Origin of the sequence: Flavihumibacter cheonanensis (assembly GCF_022352215.1) — a bacterium.
In the GTDB taxonomy this organism is placed as follows: domain Bacteria; phylum Bacteroidota; class Bacteroidia; order Chitinophagales; family Chitinophagaceae; genus Flavihumibacter; species Flavihumibacter cheonanensis.
In genome coordinates, this window is record NZ_JAKRWF010000002.1 from 87521 (window position 1) to 111966 (window position 24446).

General features: G+C 47.3%; 20 protein-coding genes. 6 read left to right on the plus strand and 14 right to left on the minus strand.

What is annotated here, in order from left to right:
- Nucleotides 1-12: 12 nt before the first annotated feature.
- From MD536_RS09685 to MD536_RS09700, 4 genes are all read right to left on the minus strand, one after another.
- On the minus strand, nucleotides 13-3303 hold the full coding sequence (locus MD536_RS09685; RefSeq protein WP_239598381.1) for a SusC/RagA family TonB-linked outer membrane protein: 3291 nt from the start codon (nucleotides 3301-3303) through the stop codon (nucleotides 13-15).
- A 185-nt stretch (nucleotides 3304-3488) separates the two neighbouring features.
- Nucleotides 3489-4058 carry a helix-turn-helix domain-containing protein gene (locus MD536_RS09690; RefSeq protein WP_239598383.1) on the minus strand — a complete coding sequence of 190 codons (570 nt, stop codon included), beginning with the start codon at nucleotides 4056-4058 and terminating at the stop codon, nucleotides 3489-3491.
- A gap of 35 nt (nucleotides 4059-4093) precedes the next feature.
- Nucleotides 4094-6259, minus strand: coding sequence for a xanthine dehydrogenase family protein molybdopterin-binding subunit (locus MD536_RS09695; RefSeq protein ID WP_239598388.1), 2166 nt, complete (start codon nucleotides 6257-6259; stop codon nucleotides 4094-4096).
- A 20-nt stretch (nucleotides 6260-6279) separates the two neighbouring features.
- Nucleotides 6280-6753 (minus strand): (2Fe-2S)-binding protein, encoded by a 474-nt coding sequence (locus tag MD536_RS09700; RefSeq protein ID WP_239598389.1) that lies wholly within the window; start codon nucleotides 6751-6753, stop codon nucleotides 6280-6282.
- Nucleotides 6754-6896: 143 nt separating this feature from the next.
- Between MD536_RS09700 and MD536_RS09705 the strand changes: the two genes are divergently transcribed.
- Both MD536_RS09705 and MD536_RS09710 read left to right on the plus strand, forming a co-directional pair.
- Nucleotides 6897-7502, plus strand: a complete 606-nt coding sequence (locus MD536_RS09705) for a peptidylprolyl isomerase (RefSeq protein WP_239598391.1) — start codon at nucleotides 6897-6899, stop codon at nucleotides 7500-7502.
- Between the two features lie 9 nt (nucleotides 7503-7511).
- A complete protein-coding gene (locus tag MD536_RS09710; protein WP_239598393.1) occupies nucleotides 7512-8315 on the plus strand; it encodes an ion transporter in 804 nt (267 codons plus the stop codon).
- 9 nt (nucleotides 8316-8324) lie between these two features.
- Here MD536_RS09710 and MD536_RS09715 read toward each other — a convergent pair whose 3' ends face one another.
- The 9 genes from MD536_RS09715 to MD536_RS09755 form a co-directional block, all read right to left on the minus strand.
- Nucleotides 8325-9014 carry an NUDIX hydrolase gene (locus tag MD536_RS09715; protein WP_239598395.1) on the minus strand — a complete coding sequence of 230 codons (690 nt, stop codon included), beginning with the start codon at nucleotides 9012-9014 and terminating at the stop codon, nucleotides 8325-8327.
- 14 nt (nucleotides 9015-9028) lie between these two features.
- Nucleotides 9029-10714, minus strand: coding sequence for a sodium:solute symporter family transporter (locus tag MD536_RS09720; protein WP_239598396.1), 1686 nt, complete (start codon nucleotides 10712-10714; stop codon nucleotides 9029-9031).
- Nucleotides 10715-10736: 22 nt separating this feature from the next.
- A complete protein-coding gene (gene araA / locus MD536_RS09725) occupies nucleotides 10737-12236 on the minus strand; it encodes an L-arabinose isomerase (RefSeq protein WP_239598398.1) in 1500 nt (499 codons plus the stop codon).
- A gap of 26 nt (nucleotides 12237-12262) precedes the next feature.
- Nucleotides 12263-12958 (minus strand): L-ribulose-5-phosphate 4-epimerase, encoded by a 696-nt coding sequence (locus MD536_RS09730; protein ID WP_239598399.1) that lies wholly within the window; start codon nucleotides 12956-12958, stop codon nucleotides 12263-12265.
- A 12-nt stretch (nucleotides 12959-12970) separates the two neighbouring features.
- Nucleotides 12971-14650: a ribulokinase gene (locus MD536_RS09735; RefSeq protein WP_239598401.1), complete on the minus strand. Its 1680-nt coding sequence runs from the start codon at nucleotides 14648-14650 to the stop codon at nucleotides 12971-12973.
- A 79-nt stretch (nucleotides 14651-14729) separates the two neighbouring features.
- Nucleotides 14730-15404, minus strand: coding sequence for an HAD family hydrolase (locus MD536_RS09740; protein WP_262916001.1), 675 nt, complete (start codon nucleotides 15402-15404; stop codon nucleotides 14730-14732).
- Entirely contained in the window at nucleotides 15404-16540 is a 1137-nt protein-coding gene (locus tag MD536_RS09745) for an aldose epimerase family protein (RefSeq protein ID WP_239598406.1), read from the minus strand. The genes MD536_RS09740 and MD536_RS09745 overlap by 1 nt, the downstream gene beginning before the upstream one ends.
- Before the next feature lie 35 nt (nucleotides 16541-16575).
- Nucleotides 16576-18546, minus strand: coding sequence for an alpha-L-arabinofuranosidase family protein (locus tag MD536_RS09750; protein WP_239598408.1), 1971 nt, complete (start codon nucleotides 18544-18546; stop codon nucleotides 16576-16578).
- 9 nt (nucleotides 18547-18555) lie between these two features.
- Nucleotides 18556-20118 (minus strand): alpha-N-arabinofuranosidase, encoded by a 1563-nt coding sequence (locus tag MD536_RS09755; RefSeq protein ID WP_239598410.1) that lies wholly within the window; start codon nucleotides 20116-20118, stop codon nucleotides 18556-18558.
- 64 nt (nucleotides 20119-20182) lie between these two features.
- Between MD536_RS09755 and xseA the strand changes: the two genes are divergently transcribed.
- The gene (gene xseA, locus MD536_RS09760) at nucleotides 20183-21625 is read left to right on the plus strand and encodes an exodeoxyribonuclease VII large subunit (RefSeq protein WP_239598415.1); all 1443 of its coding nucleotides are present in this window, start codon (nucleotides 20183-20185) and stop codon (nucleotides 21623-21625) included.
- The gene (gene xseB, locus MD536_RS09765; protein WP_239598416.1) at nucleotides 21603-21797 is read left to right on the plus strand and encodes an exodeoxyribonuclease VII small subunit; all 195 of its coding nucleotides are present in this window, start codon (nucleotides 21603-21605) and stop codon (nucleotides 21795-21797) included. The genes xseA and xseB overlap by 23 nt, the downstream gene beginning before the upstream one ends.
- A 33-nt stretch (nucleotides 21798-21830) precedes the next feature.
- Here the strand turns inward: xseB and MD536_RS09770 are convergent, their stop codons facing one another.
- Nucleotides 21831-22166, minus strand: coding sequence for an L-rhamnose mutarotase (locus tag MD536_RS09770; RefSeq protein WP_317208118.1), 336 nt, complete (start codon nucleotides 22164-22166; stop codon nucleotides 21831-21833).
- A gap of 102 nt (nucleotides 22167-22268) precedes the next feature.
- Here MD536_RS09770 and MD536_RS09775 point away from each other — a divergent pair, with 102 nt between their 5' ends.
- Complete coding sequence (locus MD536_RS09775) at nucleotides 22269-23852, plus strand: N-acyl-D-amino-acid deacylase family protein (RefSeq protein WP_239598418.1); 1584 nt, start codon at nucleotides 22269-22271, stop codon at nucleotides 23850-23852.
- A 2-nt stretch (nucleotides 23853-23854) separates the two neighbouring features.
- Entirely contained in the window at nucleotides 23855-24436 is a 582-nt protein-coding gene (locus tag MD536_RS09780) for an alpha-ketoglutarate-dependent dioxygenase AlkB family protein (protein ID WP_239598419.1), read from the plus strand.
- Nucleotides 24437-24446 lie beyond the last annotated feature (10 nt).

Genomic DNA, 24446 nt, shown 5'->3' on the forward strand with positions numbered 1-24446 from the left:
ATGGGTTAGTGATTATAATTTGAAACTCAGGTTCACACCATAACTACGGGTGGTAGGGATACTCATGTATTCAATACCAGGTAATGCTGTTCCACCGCTATAGCTCATGTTTTCAGGATCTACGTGCGGAACATTGTCCCACAGGAACAGATTACGACCTACCAATGAAACAGCTACGCCACGGAAAGGAAGTTTACCCCAAACCTTATCAGGAATATTATAACCAACCTGCAATTCACGCAGCTTGATGAAGCTGGCATCATACATCACACCTTCTGCGATGTTACGACCACCGGTCCAGGCAGTATGCCATTCGCGGGCAGTAACTTTTCTGGTATTGGGTGAGAAAGAACCATCTGCATTCTGAACCACGCCTTCTCCGATTACACCATTTCCGGGTTTGGTCAAGTCATATCCATCCGCACGGCCTTCCAGTGTTTCGGTAATGATACCACCTTCGCGACCAACCACCTGGGTCAGTGAATACAATTCACCACCACTGCGGATATCAAATAGGAAACTCAGGCGAATACCTTTATAGTTAAAGCTGTTACGGATACCCATCAACCAATCAGGATTGTAGTTACCCAGTTTGATACGATTGGTTGTACGTACGGGACGACCATTGGAACCAATCACCATTTGTCCGGCATACTGTCCGGATGCATCATAATAAGGAGCATTGGGGTCTTTGCTCTGTACTCTTGCGAATCCAATTCCATACAGATCACCCATGCGCTCACCTACTCTGGCTTCAATGCTAACACCACGGCTTGCCATTACGAGGTTGGTAAGGCCATCACTCAACTCAATAACTTCACTGCGGTTAGCAGACCAGTTAACATCAAAATTCCAGGTCAGGTTTTTGTTACGAACCGGTACGAGGTTCAACATCGCTTCAAAACCCCAGTTTTTAATCAAACCGGCGTTGATTACGCGGCTTCCATAACCACTGGTATTAGACAGCGGAATAGAGAGGATCTGGTTTTTGGTACGGCTGGTGTAATAAGTAAGGTCCAGTCCGATTCTGTTATCCAGGAAACGGATATCGGTTCCCACTTCATACGCAGAGCTGATCTCCGGCTTCAGGTTCAGGTTCGCCAGTACACTGGTTTCTCCATAGATCTGGGAAGAGCCATACGGGGTGCTTGGGTTGAAGGACTGAGTAAAGCGGAAAGGATCTGTATCATTACCTACCTGGGCAAAGCTTCCACGAACTTTCAGGAAACTGATAAAGTCGGGCATTTTAATTACATCACTCAGAATGGCACTCAATGCAACGGAAGAATAGAAATAAGAATTATCCTCGGATCCAAATTCTTTCAACGCATCCGGCAGTGTCAGTGCAGAGCTCCAATCATTCCGACCGGTAACATCCAGGAACAGGAAGTCTTTATAACCAACTGAAGCTGTTCCGTACAAGCTGTTGATCCGCTTTTCTACAAAGTTGTCTTCACTAACCAGCGGAATCCTGCTGTTGGTCAATCTGTATATACCAGGGATGTTGAGCTGTCCGGCTACGTTTTCTACAAAACGGCTGGTCTGGCGCATTTGGTTACCACCTACAGTTGCAGTAAGGTTGAAATCACTTACCTGCTTGGTAGCAGTCAACAGGAAGTCGGAGTTCCTTTCCTCATTGGTGATATTCACCTGGCGATACTGACCAAATGGGAAACGTTGGGTACTGAAAGCTCTTCTGTACTCTCTTCTTTCCTGGCTCCAATCTGTTGCAGAACGAAGCTGCAGATTCAGCCAGTTGGTAAATTCATATTTCAGTGTAATGTTACCAATGATCCGGTCATAATATTGGCCATTGGTATTTTCCATTACTGTCAGGTAGGGGTTATCGTGGTAGTTGTAGTTCCAGCTGAACTGGCGAAGTCCTTCTGCACCACGCATGTACAGGCGCTTCATATCTTCTACCCGAATAGATGCCGGTAACCAGCAGTTGAAAAGGTACATCAGGCTTTCTGTACCATAACTGATAGAAGGACGGTTATCGCTCTCGCTCTTGATATAACTTACAAATGCACGAGCACTGAGTTTATCGTTAAAGTTATAACCACCGGTAAGAGAAATTGTATTACGACGAAGATCCGTATTGGGTACGATACCGGTCTGATCCAGATTGGTATAACTCAGGCGGAAATCTCCACTTTTATTACCACCTACTAAAGCTACGTTGTTGGTGATGGCGCGACCTGTTTGTAAGAAATCCTTCAGGTTATCTACATCCGGAAGCCAGGGAGTAGCTGTAATTACGGATCCGGCAGGTGCATTCAGATCACCACCCAGGAAATCAGTAGGCTGACCGTTAAGCGTGCGGGGAGAGTTGTATTGGGGATAGGATTGTCCGCGGAAAGCAGGTCCCCATCCTTCGTCAGTACCATCTGTTAAACCAGCACCAGCACCATTCACGAAGGCGAAATCACCACCATTACCATTTCCTTGTCCGTATACCTTTTGGTACTCCGGTAATTTCAGTGCAGATTCAGCAGTAACGTTACTGTTCACTTCAACACCCAATCCTTTTTGAACACGTCCGGATTTGGTTTTGATAACAATTACACCATTTGCCGCGCGGGAACCATAGAGGGCCGATGCAGCAGGTCCTTTCAATACTGACATGGACTCGATATCATCTGGGTTAAGGAAGGAAGCACCATTACCGAAATCCACTTCCAGGTTACCTCTGCCGGATGCACCTGTAATTGCATTACTAACAGGAACACCATCAATTACATAGAGGGGCTGGTTTTTATTCAGGTCAACCGAACGTTCACCCCGGATAGTAACGCGGGCGGAACCACCAATACCAGAGGGACTACCAACAACAGTAACACCGGCTACTTTACCAGCCAGCTGATTTACTACATTGGATTCCCTGGCAACTGTCAGGTCTTCTCCTTTTACTTCCTGGATGGCATACCCCAGTTTCTTTTTTTCGCGGCGAATACCCAGGGCGGTAACAACTACTTCATTTAATGAATTGTTGAGTGTGGTAGCGCTTACCACAATTTCTCCTGTGCCGCTAACAGTAACTTCCTGTGTACTGATACCTACACCACTGAATACTAATACATCGCCCTGTTTGGCTGTTATCCGGAAGCGGCCATCAATATCGGTAGCCACACCGCGGGTTGTGCCTTTGACGAGAACAGAGATCCCGCTAAGCGGACTGTTATCCTGCTTAGAAAGAACTCTACCTGTAATTTGTTCCTGTGCGAGGAGGAGAAGGGGCGAAATGAGGAGCAGCAGAAGCCCCACCAGGCCCGAGGCTCGATGATGTCTTGGTTTTCTCATAAACTTTAGTAGTTGTTTTTAATTACGACCCAAAACTATCCGCCCAAAATGAAGCCTTTGTTACCGCCATCTTATTAAAATGTAAAGGTTTAGGCTAAATAAACGGTTGGTTTAGGTTAACTAAACTTAACGAAAATTTCACATTGCACAAAAACTAAATAAAAGGCAAACGATTGCGTGATTTTTCAGAAGAGATAAATGACGAGCAGGAGGGCTATCCCTTTCCCAATGTTTTTAATTCTATGTGGATGCCGGCCATCAAATGCGAGGGAGTCACCGGCTTTCATGGTGAACTTTTCTTTGTCCACCTGGTATTCTATTTCACCCTGGACCAGGTATTTCAATTCATAGGCTTCCGTAGTAACCATCTGGCGTCGGGCAGCACCGGGTTTCATTTCCAGCAGTTCCATATCGAAAGCAGAACTGTTGACAGCCCTGGAAAAAATTCGTTTATAGGAGAACCCTTTCACCGGTTCCCGATTCACTTCCTTGAGTTCATCTTTCCGGATGACATAATATTTGAGATCAGTCATTTTTGCCTGCAACCCTTCAAAGAAACCGCGCATGTCTTCATCCAATGAATGCACGATGCTTAAGAGTACAGGTAATGAAGGAACAGTCCGGTTGTTTTCAATTTGAGAAATCAGGCCCTTGGTAACACCCGCTTTATTGGCCAGTTGTTCCAGTGTTATGTTTTTTTCCTGCCTGCGCGCGCGAATGCGCTCGCCGATCAGCAAGAGAATCTCTTCTGTCATATGGCAATATTAAGACCGGCTTGTTACCCCCAATATTAAATTTTGTTTATATCAAAGGGGAGCCGTCTGATACGTTTACCTGTTGCTGCAAATATCGCATTACACAAAGCAGGTGCCAGGGGAGGTAAGCCAGGCTCACCAACCCCTTTGATTTTTTCACCACCTTCTGCAAGTATATGCACCTCTATCGGTGGTGTTTCAGTTATTCTCAGAATCGGATTATTGTGAAAATTGGATTGAATGGTCTTTCCATTTTCTATGCGGATACCATTTTTGATGGCTGCTGTTATCGCCATAACAATAGCACCTTCCACCTGGGCTTCCACCATATCGGGATTGACCATGGTTCCCAGATCTATTACTGCATACACTTTTTCTATTTTGATGCCATTGCCTTTTTTAGACACTTCCACTACATTGCCTGCAAGGCCGGCGAAAAACTCCCACTGTGCCAGGCCCCTGCCCCAACCGGCCGGTAAGGGCTTCTCCCAGTTGGAAACCTCTTTTAGTTTCTGCAATAGTCTTTTCGTATCGGATTGTTTACTATCCAGCATGGACAACCGAAATGTCATGGGATCTGCACCCGCTTTCACAGCCATCTCATCCAGGAAGCATTCATGAGAAAATGCGAGCGTGGTAGAGGTAACCGCTCTCCAGGCAGCCAGTGGCACATGCATATCTGCATGCACATAGAGATTTTTCATGTTTGGGATCTCATAGGCCTGTTCACTAATGCCTTCGGTCATGCCACCATCCGTTTTGGTTTTATCGTAGTTCGGGTTGGAAGATGCCCCGATAGAGGGCGAGATCACCTTGTGCTGAAAGGCAACTGGTTTTTTATTGGCATCCAATGCGCCTTTGAATGCTGAGAAAGTCATAGGGCGAAATGGTCCCTGCTGGGTATCATCTTCGCGGGTCCAGATCGCCTTCACCGGTTTACCGGCTTTTTTAGAAAGCTGCACTGCTTCATGCACATAATCCGGGTACAACCTGCGACCAAAACCTCCGCCATTGAACTGTACATGTACCGTAATATCCTCTGGTTTTACCTTGTATTCTTTTGAGAAACTGTTTTTGATACTGAAAGGTACTTGTGTGGAAGTCCAGATTTCAATCTGGTTGTTTTCTTTCCAATGGGCCAGGCAATTCATTGGCTCCATCGGGGAGTGAGATACCATCGGAGTTTCATAAAAAGCTTCCAGTTTGGTGGGAGCTTCTGCATAGGCTTTATCAAAATCACCTTTGGTATGATCCACAACGCCTTCAGATTTGGCCAACTCTCTCAACTGCTGTTCATAAGCAGTGAGTGAAAATTTATCATAGCCCTTGTAATCCCATTTTACCTGCAGGGCTTTGCGGCCCTGAACTGCAGCCCAATAATTATCTGCCAGCACTGCAACACCTTCAAAGCGATATTTTCCAATTAAGCGTTCACAGGTAATTACCTGCTGTACACCTTTTACTTTTTTAGCTGCGGAATCATCAAAGCTGATCATTTTACCGCCGAAAACAGGGCAACGTTCAATGCTGGCATAAAGCATGCCCGGGACCTCTACATCAATACCAAATACTGCCGTGCCATTGCTTTTCAGGGGGATATCAGGTCTTTTTACCCGCTTGCCCAGTAATATAAATTTGGAGGGGTCTTTCAGTTTGGGCTCCTTGGGTACTTCCAGCTTCGCTGCAGCAGCTGCCAGTTCCTGGTAAGTGGCGGAGCGATTGCTTGCCTTATGCAGGACCTTTCCATTTTCGGTTATACATTCCTGTGCAGGTACACCCCAGGACTGGCTGGCCGCAGTTACCAGCATTTCCCTGGCTGCAGCACCAACTTTTCTGTACTTGGTATAACTAGTACGAATAGACGCAGATCCTCCGGAGAACTGATCCGCACCCAATTCAACTTGTCCGCCTGATTGCCGGATGGTCACCAGGTCGAGGGTAAGATCCAGCTCTTCCGCAATCAACGAAGGAATAGACTGAAAGGTTCCCTGTCCCAGCTCCGGTTTGGTATTGTATATGGTAATGCCTCCTTTCGGATCGATCAGCACAAAGGGGGTAACACCTACTAGTTCGGCATCATTGCTCAGGTTCACCAACTGTCCGAATGCTTTTCCATCTACTCCATTCAGCCCAATGATCAGGCCTGCGCCGGTAAATGAGGATAAACGCAAAAACCGACGACGGGAAAGAGTCGTACGCATGGCAAGTAGTTTATGTTAGTTTAAAAAGGTTTGGTCTTCATCAGCTCGGCTGCTCTTTTCACTGCCTTACGGATGCGCGGGTAGGTGCCGCATCTGCAAAGATTGCCCTGCATGGCCGCATCAATCTGCTCCTCAGTGGGATTGGGATTTTTCTTCAGGAAGGCAACTGCAGTCATGATTTGTCCGCTCTGGCAGTAACCACATTGTGGCACCTGGAATTCAATCCAGGCCTGCTGTACAGGATGTTCAAGATTGTCTGAAAGTCCTTCTATGGTGGAGATCTTTTTATTGGCAGCGGCTGTTACCGGGGTGCTGCAGCTCCTAACAGGATTACCATCCATGAGCACTGTACAGGCCCCGCATTGCGCCATTCCGCAGCCAAATTTGGTGCCTTTTAGTCCTACGAAATCGCGGATTGCCCAAAGCAGGGGCATCTGGGGGTCCACATCAATCTTGTGTTGTTTGTTGTTTACCGTCAGTGTAATGGCAGCCATAAAACTTAGTTGTAAGTACCAATTTAGCACTTATTCCTTTTTACCGCTGCAATTGTTTGATGATCGGTTCCCGGTGCCACCCGTCCGGTGCCACCGGACGGGTGGCACCGGACGAGTGGAGGAAAAGATGCAACTTTGGGGGTATGAAACAAATGGCAACTAAGTTGTTGGGAATCTGTCTTCTCGCGATCAGCCTGCTGGCGGGCTGCCGGGAAGCGAATAAAAACAGCGACACCGTAGAAATTGAGATCAAAACCGTAGAAGGCACTATAGTTGCAGAGCTGTACCCTAAAAAAGCACCAGCTTCCGTGAAAGCCTTCCTGGATATCTTAGACAAAGGACTTTACCAGCGCAGTTATTTTTACCGGATCCTGAGTGATGAAAATCAGCCCTCCAATGCACCCAAGGCGGAATTGATCCAGGGCGGACTTTGGAGTCGCACTAAAATAAGACCCGAGCTACCGCGGATCCCGCATGAAACAACCCAACAAACCGGTCTCACTCATAGTGCAGGGACGCTCTCATTTGCGAGAGAAGAACCCGGCAGCGCTAGTTCAGAGTTTTTCATAACATTAAGTGATTTACCGGGCTTTGATTTCGGGGGTGAGAACAATGCAGATGGCCAGGGTTATGCCGCCTTCGGCCGGGTAATCCGGGGCATGGAAGTAGTGAGAAAAATCTATCGCAAACCGGAAACCGATCAATATTTTGATCCTCCGGTTATGATTGTCGATATTCAACGTCGATAAGCTTTTCGTATGAGCTGGAGAACCCGATTGTTTGAAATCATTTTTGAAGCTGAAACAAAGGCAGGCAGACGTTTTGACCTCGCCTTGCTGGTGCTGATTCTTCTCAGCCTGGTAGTCGTTATGCTGGAAAGCATTCCGTCTGTAGCTGCACAATACGGGAAAGAGCTGATGATTATTGAATGGATCATCACCGGGTTGTTTACCATTGAATATATCCTGCGCTTACTGGTTGTGAAGAAGCCTTTGCATTATGCCCGCAGCTTTTATGGCATCATCGATTTGCTTGCTATTCTGCCTACATATTTCAGTATACTGTTTCCCGGGTCACAATTCCTGTTGTCCATTCGGGCTTTACGATTGATGCGCGTTTTTCGCATACTCAAGCTCACCCACTTTGTATCTGAAGGAAAGGGGATCCTGATGGCCATGAAAGCCAGTGTAAGACGCATCAGTATCTTCCTGAGTTTTGTCCTCCTGTTAAGCACGATCCTCGGAACTATTATCTATGTAGTTGAAAATGCTGCCAATCCGGATTTCAGTAGTATTCCCCAAAGTATTTACTGGGCAATAGTTACCATTACTACCGTTGGTTATGGAGATATCTCTCCGGTAACAGCGATGGGTAAAATGGTAGCTTCTCTTGTGATGCTGCTAGGTTATGCAATTATCGCAGTACCAACTGGTATTGTAACGGTAGAGTTATCCAAACAATTTGGAAAGAAAGACAACCTCACGGAAAGTTGTCCGGGTTGCGGGCACGATGGTCATGATCCGGATGCGCGGTTCTGTAAATTTTGCGGACATGCATTGTAAGCCCGCTGCTTAAATCATCTGGATTCCCTCGCTTTCCAACTGCTTGTATTTTTTCTTGTCGAACACATAGAAGAAGGCACCCTTTTTAGAAGAGGTTTTCTCTTTTTCATCCAGGCGCTGCAAAATGCCAAGGGATAAAATCTTTCGGGTGAAATTGCGCTTGTCAAAGCTTCTTTCAAAGATCGCTTCGTATAAGGCCTGTAGTTGTTGCAGGGTGAATTTATGCGGCAGCAATTCAAATCCAACCGGGTGATTGGATACTTTTTGCTGCAATCGCTCTTTCGCGAGTTTGATCATTTTTTTATGATCAAAGACCAGCGGTGGCAGTTTTTTAAGATCAATCCATTTTGCCTGATGTTCTTCCAGTTTATCATTATCCGAAGCATCAATTTTAATCAGGGCAAAATAGGCAATAGAAACAACTCTCCCGCCCGGATCCCTGTCGAGGTCGCCAAAGCAGTAGAGTTGTTCCATATAAATTTTATCGAGTCCGGTCAGGTTCAGGAGGATCCTGGCTGCCGCATCATCAATGCTTTCATTTTGCTGCGCGAAGCCACCCATTAACGACCATTTACCAGCTTCAGGTTCCAGGGCTCTTTTTACCAGGAGCGCTTTTATCCCACTGCCATCAAAACCAAATATGATGCAGTCTACCGCGAGTAAAAAGCGGTCGTTGTTTTTGTATTCAATTCTTCCCATAACTGCTGGCTAAATTACCAGAATTTAATGTAGAGTGCCATTAATATCAGCAATGTAACCACAATTTGCAGCAGGGTAGACGGTTTAACCTTGAACATTCCCTCATCATGGATGAAGGCTTTGGGATTGACTTTCGGCCCGGACAAGCTGATCAGGATCATGAGCCCCATTGTCATAAAAAAGGCAAAGCCCATACAAATCAGGAAGGGGATTTCATAGGTGCCATCTCCTCTTGGATAAGCCGTATACAGCCAGGTTTCATTGCCAAATAGTTTCGGAGCCAGGTCATTGAAGAGAATCGACAAGAGGAAACCGGCAATTACACCCGCTACCGCAGCTGTTCCGGTTGTTCTTTTCCAGAACATGCCGAGGATGAATACAGCAAATACACCCGGACTAAAATACCCGGTATATTTCTGGATAAAGGTGAAGCCGCCTTCAGCACCGATACCAAGCAGGTCATCCCAGGTAAAGATCACCGCGATGAGCATTGAGATGATTACTACCGAACGGCCAATCCAGACCATTTTGGTTTCATCCGCCCCTTTGTTGATGTATTTTTTATGAATATCCAATGTATAAATGGTGGAGATACTGTTTGCTTTACCCGCCAATGATGCTACAATAGCTGCGGTAAGCGCGGCAACTGACAAGCCCTTCAGTCCGGAAGGCAGGAAGGAGAGAATGGCAGAATATGCGCTGTCCATTTTGCCGGAGAACTCAGGAAGATGGCCTCCCTTGTATAACACATAGGCCGCAATGCCGGGTAACATTACAATGATGGGCATCATCAGTTTCAGGAAACCGGCAAAAAGCAAACCGGAGCGGGCTGTTTGCAAATCTGCTCCCAGCGCGCGTTGTGTGATGTACTGATTACAACCCCAATAGTTGAGGTTCACCACCCATTGTCCGCCGAGGTACATCAGAACCCCTGGAAGAATCCTGTACTTGTCGATGTATTCCTGGGTAGATTCAGGGCCTGGTTTATTCAGCATCATATGAAAATGATCCGGGGCTTCTTTCATGAGCTGATTAAATCCGGCAATTACACTGGAGCCCAGTCCGAATTTTTCACTCACGATGGTAAGGGCCATATAGGTGGTTGCCAATCCGCCAATGATCAGTACGGCTACCTGGATCACATCCGTGTAACCGATCACTTTCATCCCGCCAAGTGTAATAATAATTGCGGCCACCGCCAGGGCTACCATGATGATGTGCAGGTATTGGCCGCCCAGCAGGCCATCAATCGCGATAGCGCCCAAATAAAGAATAGACGTGAGGTTGACAAATACATAGAGAAATAACCAGAAAATGGTCATGATGAAAGCCACTGTGGCATTGTACCGCATTGTCAGGAACTGCGGCATCGTATAGATCTTGTTCTTGAGATATATGGGGATGAACCAAACCGCAATGATGATCAGGGCCAGAGCAGCCAGCCATTCGTAAGCAGCAACTGCAATGCCCACAAAGAAGCCATTTCCACTCATTCCGATAAACTGCTCAGCAGAAATATTGGAGGCGATCAGGGAGGCGCCGATGGCCCACCAGGTGAGTGATCCTTCCGCGAGGAAAAAATCTTTGGTGTCGGTAACGGCTTTCTTTTTTTTGTTGTAAATCCAGAAACCATAAGAGCCAACCAGGAGGATATAGGCCAGAAATACCAGAATATCGGCCGTAGACAGGTACTTTGTCATGACAAGCTAAACGTCGGTTTGGTTAAGAATTGATTTGGTAATATACGTCACTCCAGCGCAAATCATTCTTGAATTGATAGAGATTTGTTTTTTTGCCAATGAGCACAAATTCAATTCCGGCCATATCGGCGAAATCTTCCAGGTGCTCTGAAGTCAGGTTCTGGCTGTAGCAGGTATGGTGAGCTCCCCCTGCCAGGATCCAGGCGGTACAGCCGGTTTGCATATCCGGGTAAGGTTTCCAGAGCACGCGGGCCACGGGTAATTTAGGCAGATCATGTACAGGGGTTACAGCTTCTACTTCATTTACCAGCAGGCGGAAACGATTGCCCATATCGATGATGGAAGCATTCAACGCCGCCCCTCCATCTACATTGAACACCAGGCGAACCGGGTCTGCTTTACCTCCGATGCCGAGGGGATGCACTTCACAACTCGGTTGTCCATGTGCGATAGAGGGACAAATTTCCAGCATATGCGCACCCAGCACCATCTGGTTAGCCGGATCAAAATGATAGGTATAATCTTCCATGAAAGAATTGCCTCCTTTAAGTCCCTGTCCCATTACTTTCATCGCGCGTACCAGGGCAGCTGTTTTCCAGTCGCCCTCTCCACCAAATCCATAACCTGCTGCCATCAGGCGCTGTGTGGCAATACCGGGTAATTGGGTCATGCCATGCAAATCTTCAAAAGTATCAGTGAATCCTTTGTAAGCACCTGCTTCCAGGAATTGGCGCATCCCAAGTTCAATGCGGGCCGCATCGGTTAGGGATGTACGTTGGTCACCTCCTTTTGCAAGGGCACCCGCCAGTTTATAACTGTCTTCATATTCCTGGCAGAGTTTTTCTACTTCTGCATCTGTTACCTGGTTGATTACCTGCACCAGGTCTCCAATACCATGGGTATTCACTGCATAACCGAATTTCAGTTGTGCTTCCACTTTATCACCTTCTGTAACAGCTACCTCGCGCATGTTATCACCAAAACGAACAAAGCGGGCGCCCTGCCAGTCGGCCCAACCGGCGGCTGCTCTAACCCAGGTATTGATTTGTTGCTGTACCGCAGTTTCTTCCCAGTATCCGGTAACTACTTTCCGGCGCATGCGCATGCGGCTTACCAGGAAACCAAATTCACGATCACCATGTGCGCTCTGGTTGAGGTTCATGAAATCCATATCGATTTTGGACCAGGGGATATCCCGGTTAAACTGGGTATGGAGATGCAACAACGGTTTCTGTAAAATCTTAAGACCGTTGATCCACATTTTGGCAGGCGAGAAGGTATGCATCCAGGCAATGATGCCAATACAGTTGCGGGCGGTATTCACTTCCTGGCAGATGGCAAAAATTTCATCCGGGGATTTGAGAATGGGTTTATACACAACTCTTACCGGAATAGTTGGTGCTGCGTCCAGCGCCTCCGCAATTTTCTGGGAATGTTCAGCTACCTGCTGCAGGGTTTCTTCACCGTATAAATGCTGTGATCCTGTAAGGAACCACACTTCGTATTGCTTCAAACTATGCATATAAACTGTATTGAGTCTTTTAAAAATTATTGGCCGTAGTAGGCATCCGGACCGTGTTTCCGTTCCCAGTGTTTTTTGATCAGGGCTTCTTTGAGGCGGGGTGCATTGGGATTGATCTGTTCCGTATGCATCGCCATTTGCGCAACAGTTTCCAGCACCGCGCTGTTGTACACGGCTTTAGCAGCAGTTTTTCCCCAGGTAAAAGGAGCATGATTACCCACCAGTATCATTTCCACTTCGCGGTAATCAAGTTGTCTTTCAGCAAAACAATTCATGATCTGAAAACCGGTTTGGTATTCATAATCGCCTTCAATCATATTGTCTTCCATGGGTGGTGCACAGGGAATATCAACAGTATTGTGATCCGCATGCGTGGTACCATAAATGGGAATATCGCGCTGAGCCTGGGCCCAGGCAGTGGCATACACAGAATGCGTATGTACGATACCGTAAATCTCCGGCCAGTGTTTATAAAGCACTGCATGGGTCTGTGTATCAGAAGATGGACGTAAATCTCCTTCCACAGTCTTACCATCAAAGTCTACAATCACCATGGAAGCTGGTGAGAGTTGTTCATACGGAACACCACTTGGTTTAATCGCAAACAGCCCCTGGCTGCGATCAGCTGCACTTACATTCCCGAAGGTGAAGAGTACCAGTCCGAGACGGGGAAGTTGCATATTGGCTTCATATGCTTCCTGCCGGATATGCTCATATCGCATGATGCTGCTTCTTTAGTTTTCTGAATCGCCGGATGGCTCTGTGAAAGCACCCAGCTTTTTATATTGTTCAAATCGGTTTCGGTAATACGTGGCAGTTGCTGGACGCGGATGGTATTCCGCATCAAAGCCCTGTCCCATTGCCTGCATGGCATCTTCCACACGGTGGTAGATACCGGCTGCAGTTGCCGCGAACATGGCAGCACCTGCAGCACAGGTCTGTTCAGTTTTATGAATGCGAATGGGCATTTGCATTACATCCGCCATCACCTGCATGATATAGGGTGATTTTTTTGCCACACCCCCTAATCCAATCAGTCCTTTTACCGGAACTCCTTCTGAGGTAAAGCGATCCACAATAGCTTTAGCGCCAAAGCAGGTGGATTCAATCAGGGCCTTTAAAATTCTGGCAGCATCGGAGCCCAGGTGCAGACCGGTGATAGTGGCTTTGAGTCGCTGATCAGCATCGGGGGTTCTGCGACCGTTCAGCCAGTCGATGGCCAGTTCATCCTGTTCTGAAAGTGGTAATTGGGCTGCTTCTGCAGACAGCTCGCGAATCAGTTTTTCATTTAATTCCTGTTCGAGTTTTTCTGCAAGCGCTGCATCAATCAGCGTGGAGGATTTCAACAGTTTGGCTACCGGTTGCGTAATCATTTTCCGGAACCAGGCATAGGTATCACCGAAAGCCGATTGTCCGGCTTCCATGCCCATCATACCTGGGATCACAGAGCCGGGTACCTGTCCGCATATACCTTTCACCAGGATATGCTCTACTTCATTCATAGGTGCCACGAGCATATCACAGGTGGAAGTACCCATTACTTTACTGAGGTGGTAAGGTTCAATTTGTCCACCAACTGCACCCATATGGGCATCAAAAGCACCAACTCCAATAACAACCGTCGTGGATAGTCCCAACCTTTGCGCCCATTCGGTACAAAGTGTACCAGCAGCCTGGTCAGCCGTATATACGTTATCAAATAATCTTGCAGTCAGTCCATCTAGCAGGGGATCCAACGATTTGAAAAAATCATTCGGAGGCAATCCACCCCATTCTTCAGCCCATAAGGCTTTATGGCCGGCGGAACAAATTCCTCTGCGCAGTTGGTTGATGTTGGATCCACCGGAAAGCAGGAAAGGAATCCAGTCGCAATGCTCCACCCAGGAATAAGCCGCGGCCCTAACGGCCGGGTCTACCCGAAGAATGTGTAATGCTTTTGCCCAGAACCATTCGGAGGAATAAATCCCTCCAACGTATTTCAGGTAATTGGTAGGAAACCGGGTTGCGTGCTGGTTGATTTCAGCAGCTTCCTTTATTGCTGTATGATCTTTCCAGAGTACAAACATCGCATTGGGATGCTGCTCAAATTCAGGGAGTAAAGCCAATGGTATACCTGCCTGGTTAACAGCTACCGGGGTAGAGCCGGTTGTATCAATGGAGATGGCTTTCACCTGTGCAGCTGCAGCCGGACCAGCCAGCTTTAAACATTCACGAATGGTCGTTTCCAATCCTTCTATATAATCCAGGGGGTGTTGCCGAAACTGGCTGCTGGCAGCATCACAATAGAGGCCATCTCTCCAGCGGGGGTAGTGAAATACTGCTGATGCGAGCTCCTGTCCGTTGGTGGTATCCACCAAAACCGACCGAACGGAATCGGTCCCATAGTCCACTCCAATCACGAATGATGTTGACATAGTTTCTTATTATGACAAGCTTATTGGCACAAGATACAATTATTTAAAATTAAGTGTATTATCAACATTTAATATAATCTTACCCTATTTTACCTGCTAACCCGGAGTAATCATTCATAAAGTGTATGATATTCGGGTAGGCAGAAAATTCATGTGGTTCATGCAGGGTGGTGAGCACCACACAATCCATTCCCGCGTTGAAGGCAGCTTCCACCCCTTTGGGAGCATCTTCAAACACGAGGCAATCTTTTGTGGTAACACCAATTGCAGCTGCACATTTGAGATAGGTATCCGGATCTGGTTTGCTGATTTCGACATCATCCGCGCTGATGATGGCATCAAAATAAGACCGGAGCCGAAGGTTATCCAGCACAAAATCAATGTTGAAGGTATTGGCAGCTGATCCAATTGCCATGCGGATACCGGAAGCTTTTGCCTGGTCAAGCAATCCGGGTAATCCATCCAGTAGTTTGAGTTCCGGAAGAAAAGCAGCCTGGTATCGGCGCTCTTTTTCCATGGAGTACTGTTGCATTTCTTCCCGGCTGAATTTATCCGGACCAAAAACCCGGACCAGGAGTTCTTCATTTTTACCGTACATCTGAGCCTTGACCTCCTCGTAACTAAGACCGGCACCCAGCACATTGTTCAGCATATCCGACCAGGCAACGATATGGTACTTCATATCATCGATCATGGTACCATTGAGATCAAATAAGAGTGCCTTATATCGCGACAGTACAGTGTCTATATTCATCATTTACCAACCCCGACTTTATAAATTGTTTCTGTGTAATATTTTTTCCCGGGCTCCAGGATGGTGGAAGGAAATTCTTTTTTATTGGGAGAATCCGGGAAGTGCTGGGTTTCCAGGCAAAGGGCGGTATGCAATTGAACCGCAGTGCCGGTATGGTTAATGAATTTTCCATCCAGAAAATTACCGCTGTAAAACTGGATACCAGGTTCGGTTGTCCATACTTCGAGGAATCGGCCGCTTACCGGATCAGCAAGATGAGCTACTTTTCGTAAGGAACCATCCGTGTTGTTCAGTACATAGTTGTGGTCATATCCACCTGGAACCGAATCAATGCGGCTGCCAATGCTCATTGGGCTTCTGAAATCAAAAGGAGTACCAGCCACCTGCCTGATTTCTCCGGTTGTGATTAAACCATTATCTACCGGCGTGTAGGCATCTGCGTTCAACTGCAACTGGTGATTGAAAATGGTTTCTTTGGTATCACCTGTGAGATTGAAATAACTGTGGTTGGTCAGGTTTACCGGGGTTGCCTGATCGGTGGTTGCTTCATATTGCATCTTGAGGCCATCCTCTTCGGTTAGGGTATAGGTAACCGTTACCTGCAGATTTCCGGGATAACCTTCTTCTCCATCCTTACTCAGGTAAGAGAGTTTCAGGGAAGGCAGTGTGTCAACAATAGGCGCAGCAGTCCAGATTACTTTATCAAATCCTACCACACCACCATGCAGGTGATTGGCTCCATTGTTGGTAGCCAGGGTATAGTTTTTATCACCAATGCTGAATTTACCTGCACCAATCCGGTTACCATATCGGCCAATTATAGCACCAAAATAAGGATGCGACTGCAAATAGGGTTCAATACTATCAAAGCCAACTACAACACTGGCAACAGAGTCGTTTTTATCTTTCGCCAGGAAGGAAGTAACGATACCACCATAGTTAGTGATGGTAACCACAGTACCCTTTGAATTACGAAGGGTGTACAAGTCAACAGGCTGGCCATTGGCAGTTCCCCAGGCCTGTTTGCTGATTCCGGCTTGCGGTTTTGCCGGCTGTTCTTCTTTGCTTTCGTTGTTACAGGCTGCACTGCCCATACTCAGGGCGGCTGCGGTTGCAAGTATGCTCATCCATTTCATATTAGTGGTGCTGAATTTAGTTTAGTAAAATAGGCTTATTTCATGGGAATCCTCCACACCGTTAGTGTTCTGGCAGGAAGATTGACTTTCCATGCTTTCTTTGGAAGCGGAAGACTGCTTACCTGCGGAGCCACCTGCCGTGGTGCGCTGATGGAATTAGCAGCCTCGAGAGAATCCGCTTGCAACTGCATCACCTGGATAGTTCCCTTCCCGGGCTTTTTTCCTTTCAATTGCAGGGGCAGGCTTACAGCCACATCCCCGGCATTAACCATTTTGAGTACCAGTTCTTTTTGGGTTTCGTCCCAAACGGCTGAAACATAAAGGCTGTCTTTTCCAGCCAATGGTTTCCCCTCCTGCAATGCCTTCACGACATGCGTACCCCTGTTTGTGGAAAAGAGTTGCTGAACGTAGTAACTGGGCGTTCCATAGGAATTCAGATTGTCCACCCAGATCAGATCAGGTGTCCATTGCCAGCCTTCCAGATGTGCAAAGAGCGGTGCATAGGAAGCCATTCTTACGATATCCGCATTGCGTTCCAATCCGGTCATGAAAGCTGCTTCTGAAAGTGCCGCCAGCCAGTTGTTGCGCACCAGGCCATTGGTGATGCCTTCCACATGGGAAGCGTATTCGCCTGCAAAAATTTTGGGGCCCTTACGATCGTAGCTATCATATCTGTTTGCATTGCTAAGGAACCACTCCGGTTTACGGTAATAATGTTCATCAATCAGATCGGCCGACATGGCTCTTAACTCCTTATCGAGGTATTCAAACAAGGGGCCATTGGAAAAGGGTCCAGCACTGCTGATCAGTTGGATCTCCGGGTAACGCGCTTTGAGGGCTTTCGTAAAAATTTTCAATCGCTCCATGTATTGTGGTCCCCAGTTTTCATTACCAACGCCCAGGTATTTTAGGTTGAACGGAGCAGGGTGACCCATATCGGCGCGCAGTTTCCCCCATTTCGTGGAAACATCGCCGTTAGCGAATTCAATCAGGTCCAATGCATCCTGAACATATTCATCCAGTTGATCCAGCGGTACCAGTTCTCCGGTATTAAACTGGCAGGCCATACCGCAGTTCAGAATAGGTAGTGGCTCAGATCCAAGGTCTTCCGCCAATTGGAAATATTCAAAAAAACCCAGACCAAAGGATTGAAAATAATCAGGAGCCGAACGATGCGCAAACTCTGTATTCCAGCGGTTGATGATAACTTGGCGCTCTTCGAGGGGGCCTACTGTTTTTTTCCACTGGTAGCGGGTACTTAATTCATGCCCTTCTACAATACAGCCACCGGGAAAGCGGATAAATCCGGGTTTCAGATCTGCCAGCTTTTGCACCATATCTGCCCGGAGTCCGCCTTTACGGCCTTTCCAGGTATCGGATGGAAACAGAGAGATCATGTCGATATCAAGCTGTCCATCGCCTTCCATCCAGCAGCGAAATTTTCCTTTGGGAATAGTGGCAGATGAGAGCAGGCTGGTTTCGATTTTTCGCCATTCATCAGCAGGTGGCAGTTGAAGTTTGGTTGTACCCACCACCTGATCCTGTTCATTCAATAGTTCAAGTTGCAGGGTGATGGGTTTCCCTTCGAGGCGGTACCAGGTGGAGAAATCGTAACGCAGGTTTTGCTTTAGTCCCATGCCGCGGAAGCCTTCATTTTCCAGGCCGATAGCACCGGCACCGGCATTTTTTACTTCCACTCTCAGGAACCTTGGATTACGTTCTGCCTGCAGGCCCCGATTGATAATCCGGAAACCTCCTTCCTGTTTTAGGGTACCGATGGTTTTCCAACCCATCAGGGGTTTGTAAAATTCAAAGGACCTGTTTTTGATGAGTTCGGCATATATGCCACCATCTGCTCCCAGGTTGATATCTTCAAAGAAGACACCCCACATGGTTGGTGCAATCTCATCTTTCAGATTGGTCAGATCAATCTGCAGGGGTTGTTTTTCCTGCGCAACCAATGTTGAACCGGTGAGCACGAGGCCCGTCAGCAAGGATTTCCACATGGCGGTCAGTTATTGAAGTTCAAGTACAATCACGGAAGCCGCAGGCAATTGAAGACTCAGTTGTTTATCTTTTAATTTGGCATCATTGAATGCCCGGGGTTTTACTTTCTCCGGTTGTTCGAAACTGTTATGATCCTTCAGACTTGCTGATTGCAGGATTCTTCCGCTTACTGATTTCATCGCCTTACCGAGATCCAGTTGTACCGAATGAATTTTGGAAGGATCCATATTCACCAGGGATATATGTGTTTTGCCGGATTTATCTACCGATGCTGATATGGATATCGCAGGCAAACTATCCTTCCCCCGAATGAACAAGGGCGCTTTGAAGTCTACGGGTATCAGTTGCGCATCCTGGTGAACATTGTACATTTCCATTACATGGAAGGTTGGCGTGAGCAGCAATTTTTCTTTATCTGTCAGGATCACTGCCTGTAATACGTTGATGGTTTGGGCCAGGTTGGCCATTCTTACCCGATCAGCATGGTTGTTGAAAATATTAAGTGTGATGCCGGCCACCATGGCATCGCGCATGGTATTTTGTTGTTGCAGGAAACCGGGATTAGTACCCGGGAGCGGATCATACCAGGCTCCCCACTCATCAACTACCAGCGCTACCCTTTTCTTTGGATCATATTTATCCATGATTTTGCTATGCTCCCGCACCAGTTCTTCCATCTGCCAGGTGACACGCATATTGGCCGCATATTCATCTTCATTGAATTCGAGTGAAGAACCTTTTTTATTCCAGTCGACCACTGCGTAGTGATGAAGGGCAACGCCTTCCAGCAGGTTGAGCGGAATATTTTTCATCAGCACTTCCGTCCATTTGTAATCACCGGAACTGGCGCCTGAAGCAATCCGGAAAATTTTGGAACTATTGCCCCAGTCCGACATGAAAGTTGCATACTTGCGGTATTCATTGGCGTAGTACTCAGGGGTCATATGTCCACCGCAACCCCAGGCCTCATTGCCAACCCCCCAGTAACGCACATTCCACGGTTTGTCGCGACCATTTTCTCTGCGCCATTTACTCATTGGGCTCACTCCATTAAAGTTTACATACTGTACCCAGTCGGCCAGTTCCTGAACTGTTCCGCTACCTATATTTCCTGCCAGGTAAGGTTCTGCTCCGATGCGCTCACAGAGATTCAGAAAATCATGGGTACCGAAACTGTTGTCTTCGGTTACTCCCCCCCACCACTGGTTTACAATCGTGGGACGTTTTTCTTTTGGTCCTACCCCATCTTTCCAATGATAGGTATCGGCAAAGCAGCCACCGGGCCAGCGCAGGTTGGGAATTTTTAACTTTTTCAGTGCTTCAATTACATCATTGCGAACGCCTTCCGTATGAGGAACGAGGGTGGATTTTTCACCCACATAAAAACCACCGTAAATACAGGTGCCCAGGTGCTCCGCGAAATGACCATAGATATGTTTATCAATTAACGGAGCTTCAGAAGAGGGTTGCAAACGAACCGGGATGGTTTGCGCCTGGAGGCTTGTCATCCCTATAGATAAAAGAAAAACAGGCAGCAGCTGACGGCTGAAAGCAGTTGATAAAAAAGACATAGGCAAACAATTCTGGTATTAAATGTACAATATACACTTTTAAAAATATCCGGCAAATATTTTTGTGGCCTCCCTGTATCTTTACAGGATGATGGCTCCCATGCGATTGTCAGAACTCAATGAACTCATCCGGCTCACGCTCCAGGAAAGTTTTGCCTGGCAGCGATTCTGGGTAGTGGCAGAGATAACCAACCATACCTATTATGGTCATAAGGGCTTTCATTACTTCGATTTGGTGGAAACAGAAGAGCCGGTAGCACCCACTACCCGGATGCCCAGGAAATCAAAAACCGCTAATTCACTGACCGCCAAAATTGCAGGCGTTGCCTGGCGGGAAGGGGCTATTCGTATCCGGGCATTTGAACAGGAAACCGGGCAGGTTTTCGGCAATGAGTTACAGGTTTTGATTGAAGTGTCGGTGGATTATCATCCTGTATATGGGCTGAAACTGACGCTGCTGGATATTGACAGCCGCTTTACATTGGGACAATTGGAGCAAAAAAAGCAGGCAACCATCCAGCGATTGCTGCTTGAACGTCCGGATTTTGTTTGGGAGCAGGAGGGACAGCTGCAATCGGCCAACAAAGAACTCTATCTGCCTCCCGTGATACAGCGGATCGCAGTAGTGAGTTCTAAAAATGCGGCAGGTTATGAAGATTTCCTGCACAGCCTGGATACCAATTCCTTTGGTTACAAATTTGAGATTCATCCCTTTTATGCTACGGTCCAGGGAGAGCAGCATGCGCTGGAATTAGCCGCCACCATTGCTGCCATTGAAACCAGGGCGTTGGAATTGGAACAGGATTTTGATGCGGTGATATTGATTCGGGGAGGGGGCGCGGCCACCGACTTACTGATCTTTGACCAGTTTGAAGTGGCGGAAGCAATAGCAGCCTGCCCTTTTCCGGTTTTTACAGGAATTGGGCATCAGAAAAACGAGACCATTGCGGATCTCCTGGCCCATACCGCATTCAAAACTCCCACCAAAGTGGCTGAATTTATTATAGAGCGGAACCGGGGATTTGAAACAGGCCTATTCACAATACTGCACCAGGTGCAGTTATTAAGCAGGCAATTGGTTTCGGAACAGTTATCGTTCCTCGACCGGGTTCGGTTCTCCCTTAGTTACCGTACGCAGGAGCTGCTCAACCAGGAAAAACAACAGATCCGGGAAATGCATGCATTGGTTCGCAGGCAACCACAGCGCCTGCTCAATAACCAGCAACTCCTTTTGCAGGAAATGAAAACCGGGCTGCAGGTAAATACGTCAGGGTTTATCCGGACCCGGGAAAAAGACCTTGCCCACCTGTTGCGTCTGTTCCGGATGTCCTCACCGGAAAAATTACTGGCCCGGGGATTTGCCCTGGTGGTCAAAGAGGGGAAGGTTCAGGCCAATGCCACAGAAATTCATCCGGAAGACATGATACAAATCCTATTTGCCGGCACTCAGTTGGATGCTGCCGTGAAACATAAAAAAGAATACGATGGAGACCCCTTTAACCTATGAATCTGCCTATGCGGAACTTCAGGAAATTGTGACTGCGTTGGAAAATGAAACCATTTCGGTGGATGAGCTGGCAATTAAAGTGAAAAGAGCAACCCAACTGGTCGAGTTCTGCCAACAAAAACTCAAATCCACAGAAGCCGAGCTGGACAAGATCATCAAAACCCCGGAATAACTTCACCCGTCCGGTGGCACCGGACGGGTGAGGTTAGCTGTTCAGCGCAAAGATCTGCTCCATGGGAACCCATTTCTGGTTGGGTGCTGCCCAGGGCAGGCGCTGCTGGAAAGTATCCATCAGCTGTTCCCATTCTACTACTTTCGGATTAGAAGCATCGGCTGCAGCTTTTGCTGCGGAATCAAAGTTGGCGCTCACTTCCATGATCATAAACAGCCGGTTTCCGGTACGATATATCTGCATATCCAGGATGCCCGCTTCCCGGATGGAATCCAGTATTTCGGGCCATACAGCCCGGTGGTACGCTTCATATTGTGCAATCAGTTCAGGATCTTCCTTTAAATCAAGTGCCAAACAAAATCGTTGCATAACCAGATGAATGTTTGCACCAAATTAGCCATCTCTTCAGGAATTCTACTACCTGAAATTTATCCGTTTTTCCCCTTCAGCAGGAGTTGGTAACTTTCCTGCATGTTTAGCCGAAAACAAATCCTGATCGCTTTTCTATTGACATTATTCTTGTGCAGATTCAGCCCTTTGGCCGCGCAGGACTATGATATTCTGTTGCTGAATGGACGAATCATCAATGGAACCGGGAATGCCTGGTTTTATGGCGATCTGGGTATTAAGGACGGAAAAATTGCAGCCATCGGTCAGTTAAAAAACAAAACTGCCACCAAAACAATAGATGTGGAGAACCGGGTGATTGCCCCCGGGTTTATTGACGTACACGGACATATTGAGGGCAGTATATTTCGTCGCCCGACCGCGGATAATTTTATTTATGATGGCGTAACCACCATCATAACAGGAAATTGCGGGTCTGCTTCGGATGACCTTGCGGATTTTTTCAGGAAGCTGGACAGTGCGCGGGTATCCATCAACGTGGCATCACTTGCCGGGCATAATACCATTCGCCGGCAGGCAGTGGGACTGGAAAACCTTCCTATAACAGCCATGCACCAGCGAAAAATGGACAGCCTGATGGCAAAAGCCATGAAGGATGGAGCGGTTGGACTCTCAACCGGTTTGATTTACCTGCCGGGTATGTATGCGCAGACCGGAGAAGTGGTGAGCCTGGCAAAAGTAGCAGCCGCCTATGGGGGAGTATATGCCTCCCATATCCGGAGTGAAGGAGGCAAGGTGGCGGAAGCCATTGATGAAGCCATTGAAATTGGGCGCCAGGCAAAACTTCCAGTGCAGATCTCCCATTTCAAGGTAGCAGGCCGCGCGAACTGGGGTCGATCCACCGAAACACTGGGTTATATCAAAAAAGCCAGGGAAGAAGGATATGATGTTACTATTGATCAATATCCCTATACCGCCAGCAGTACCAACCTGAATACACAATTACCGGACTGGGCGCAATCGGGCGGATTGGATTCCATCCGGAAGCGCTTATCCGACCCTGTTATAAAAGCCAGGATTGAAAAGGAAATGCAGGCCAACCTGAAGAGAAACAAATACCCGAACTATTCCTATGCAGTGGTTGCGCGTCACGAGGCAGATAGTAGTTACAATGGCAAATCCATCACGGAGATCAATCAGCTCAAGGGCAGAAAGAACAAAGTGAAAGAAGAAATCAAAACTGTCCTGGACCTGATAAATGCAGGTGGCGCCCAGATGGTATACCACAGTATGAATGAAAACGATCTGCGTTATTTCATGGGATATCCACACAATATGATTGGTGCAGATGCAGGAGTTTCAGATGGAACCGGCATGCCCCACCCGCGCGGTTATGGCAGCAATGCACGAGTACTGGGAAAATATGTAAGGGAAGAGAAAATCATTACCCTAGAAGAAGCCATCCGTCGCATGACCTCTCTTGCAGCCCAGAAATTCAACCTTCCCTCACGTGGATTGTTACTGGAAGGAAAGGCGGCAGATATTGTTGTGTTTGATCCGGCTACTGTTACAGACAAAGCCAGCTTTACGAATCCGCATCAGTTTTCGGAAGGGTTTCAATGGATCCTGGTGAATGGGGAACTGGTATTGGAAAATGGCAAACACACAGGTGCGAAAAGCGGTCTTGTATTGAGAAAAGGAGACTGACCATGCAAAATGTATTACCGAAAGACGGTGAAGTATATTATTACCCGGATTTCTTCTCTAAAGAAGAAAGTGACCGGTTGTTTGAGGAACTCAAAACAAGTGTGAGCTGGAAACAGGAACCGATTAAGCTCTTTGGCAGGGAAGTGATGCAGCCACGCTTAACCGCCTGGTATGGGGATAACGATAAACCTTATTCGTACTCAGGAATTACGATGCATCCGCATCCCTGGACTCCTGCCCTGGTACAAATAAAACAACGAATTGAGGAAATAGCCGGGACAAACTTTACCAGTGCGCTGTTGAATTATTATCGGAACCAGCAGGACAGTATGGGCTGGCATCGCGATAATGAAAAAGAACTGGGACCCAATCCGATTATCGGTTCTGTTTCCTTTGGTGAAGCCCGGGAATTTCAGTTCCGGCATTACTATGATAAATCAATGAAGCAGGCCCTGTTGCTCACACACGGTTCCTTCCTGCTCATGAAAGGAAGTACCCAGCATTACTGGGAGCATGCGCTGCCAAAAAGAAGCAGAGTATTGGGAGGCAGGATCAATCTTACATTCCGCAAAATTTACACCTGAGCTGCCAACA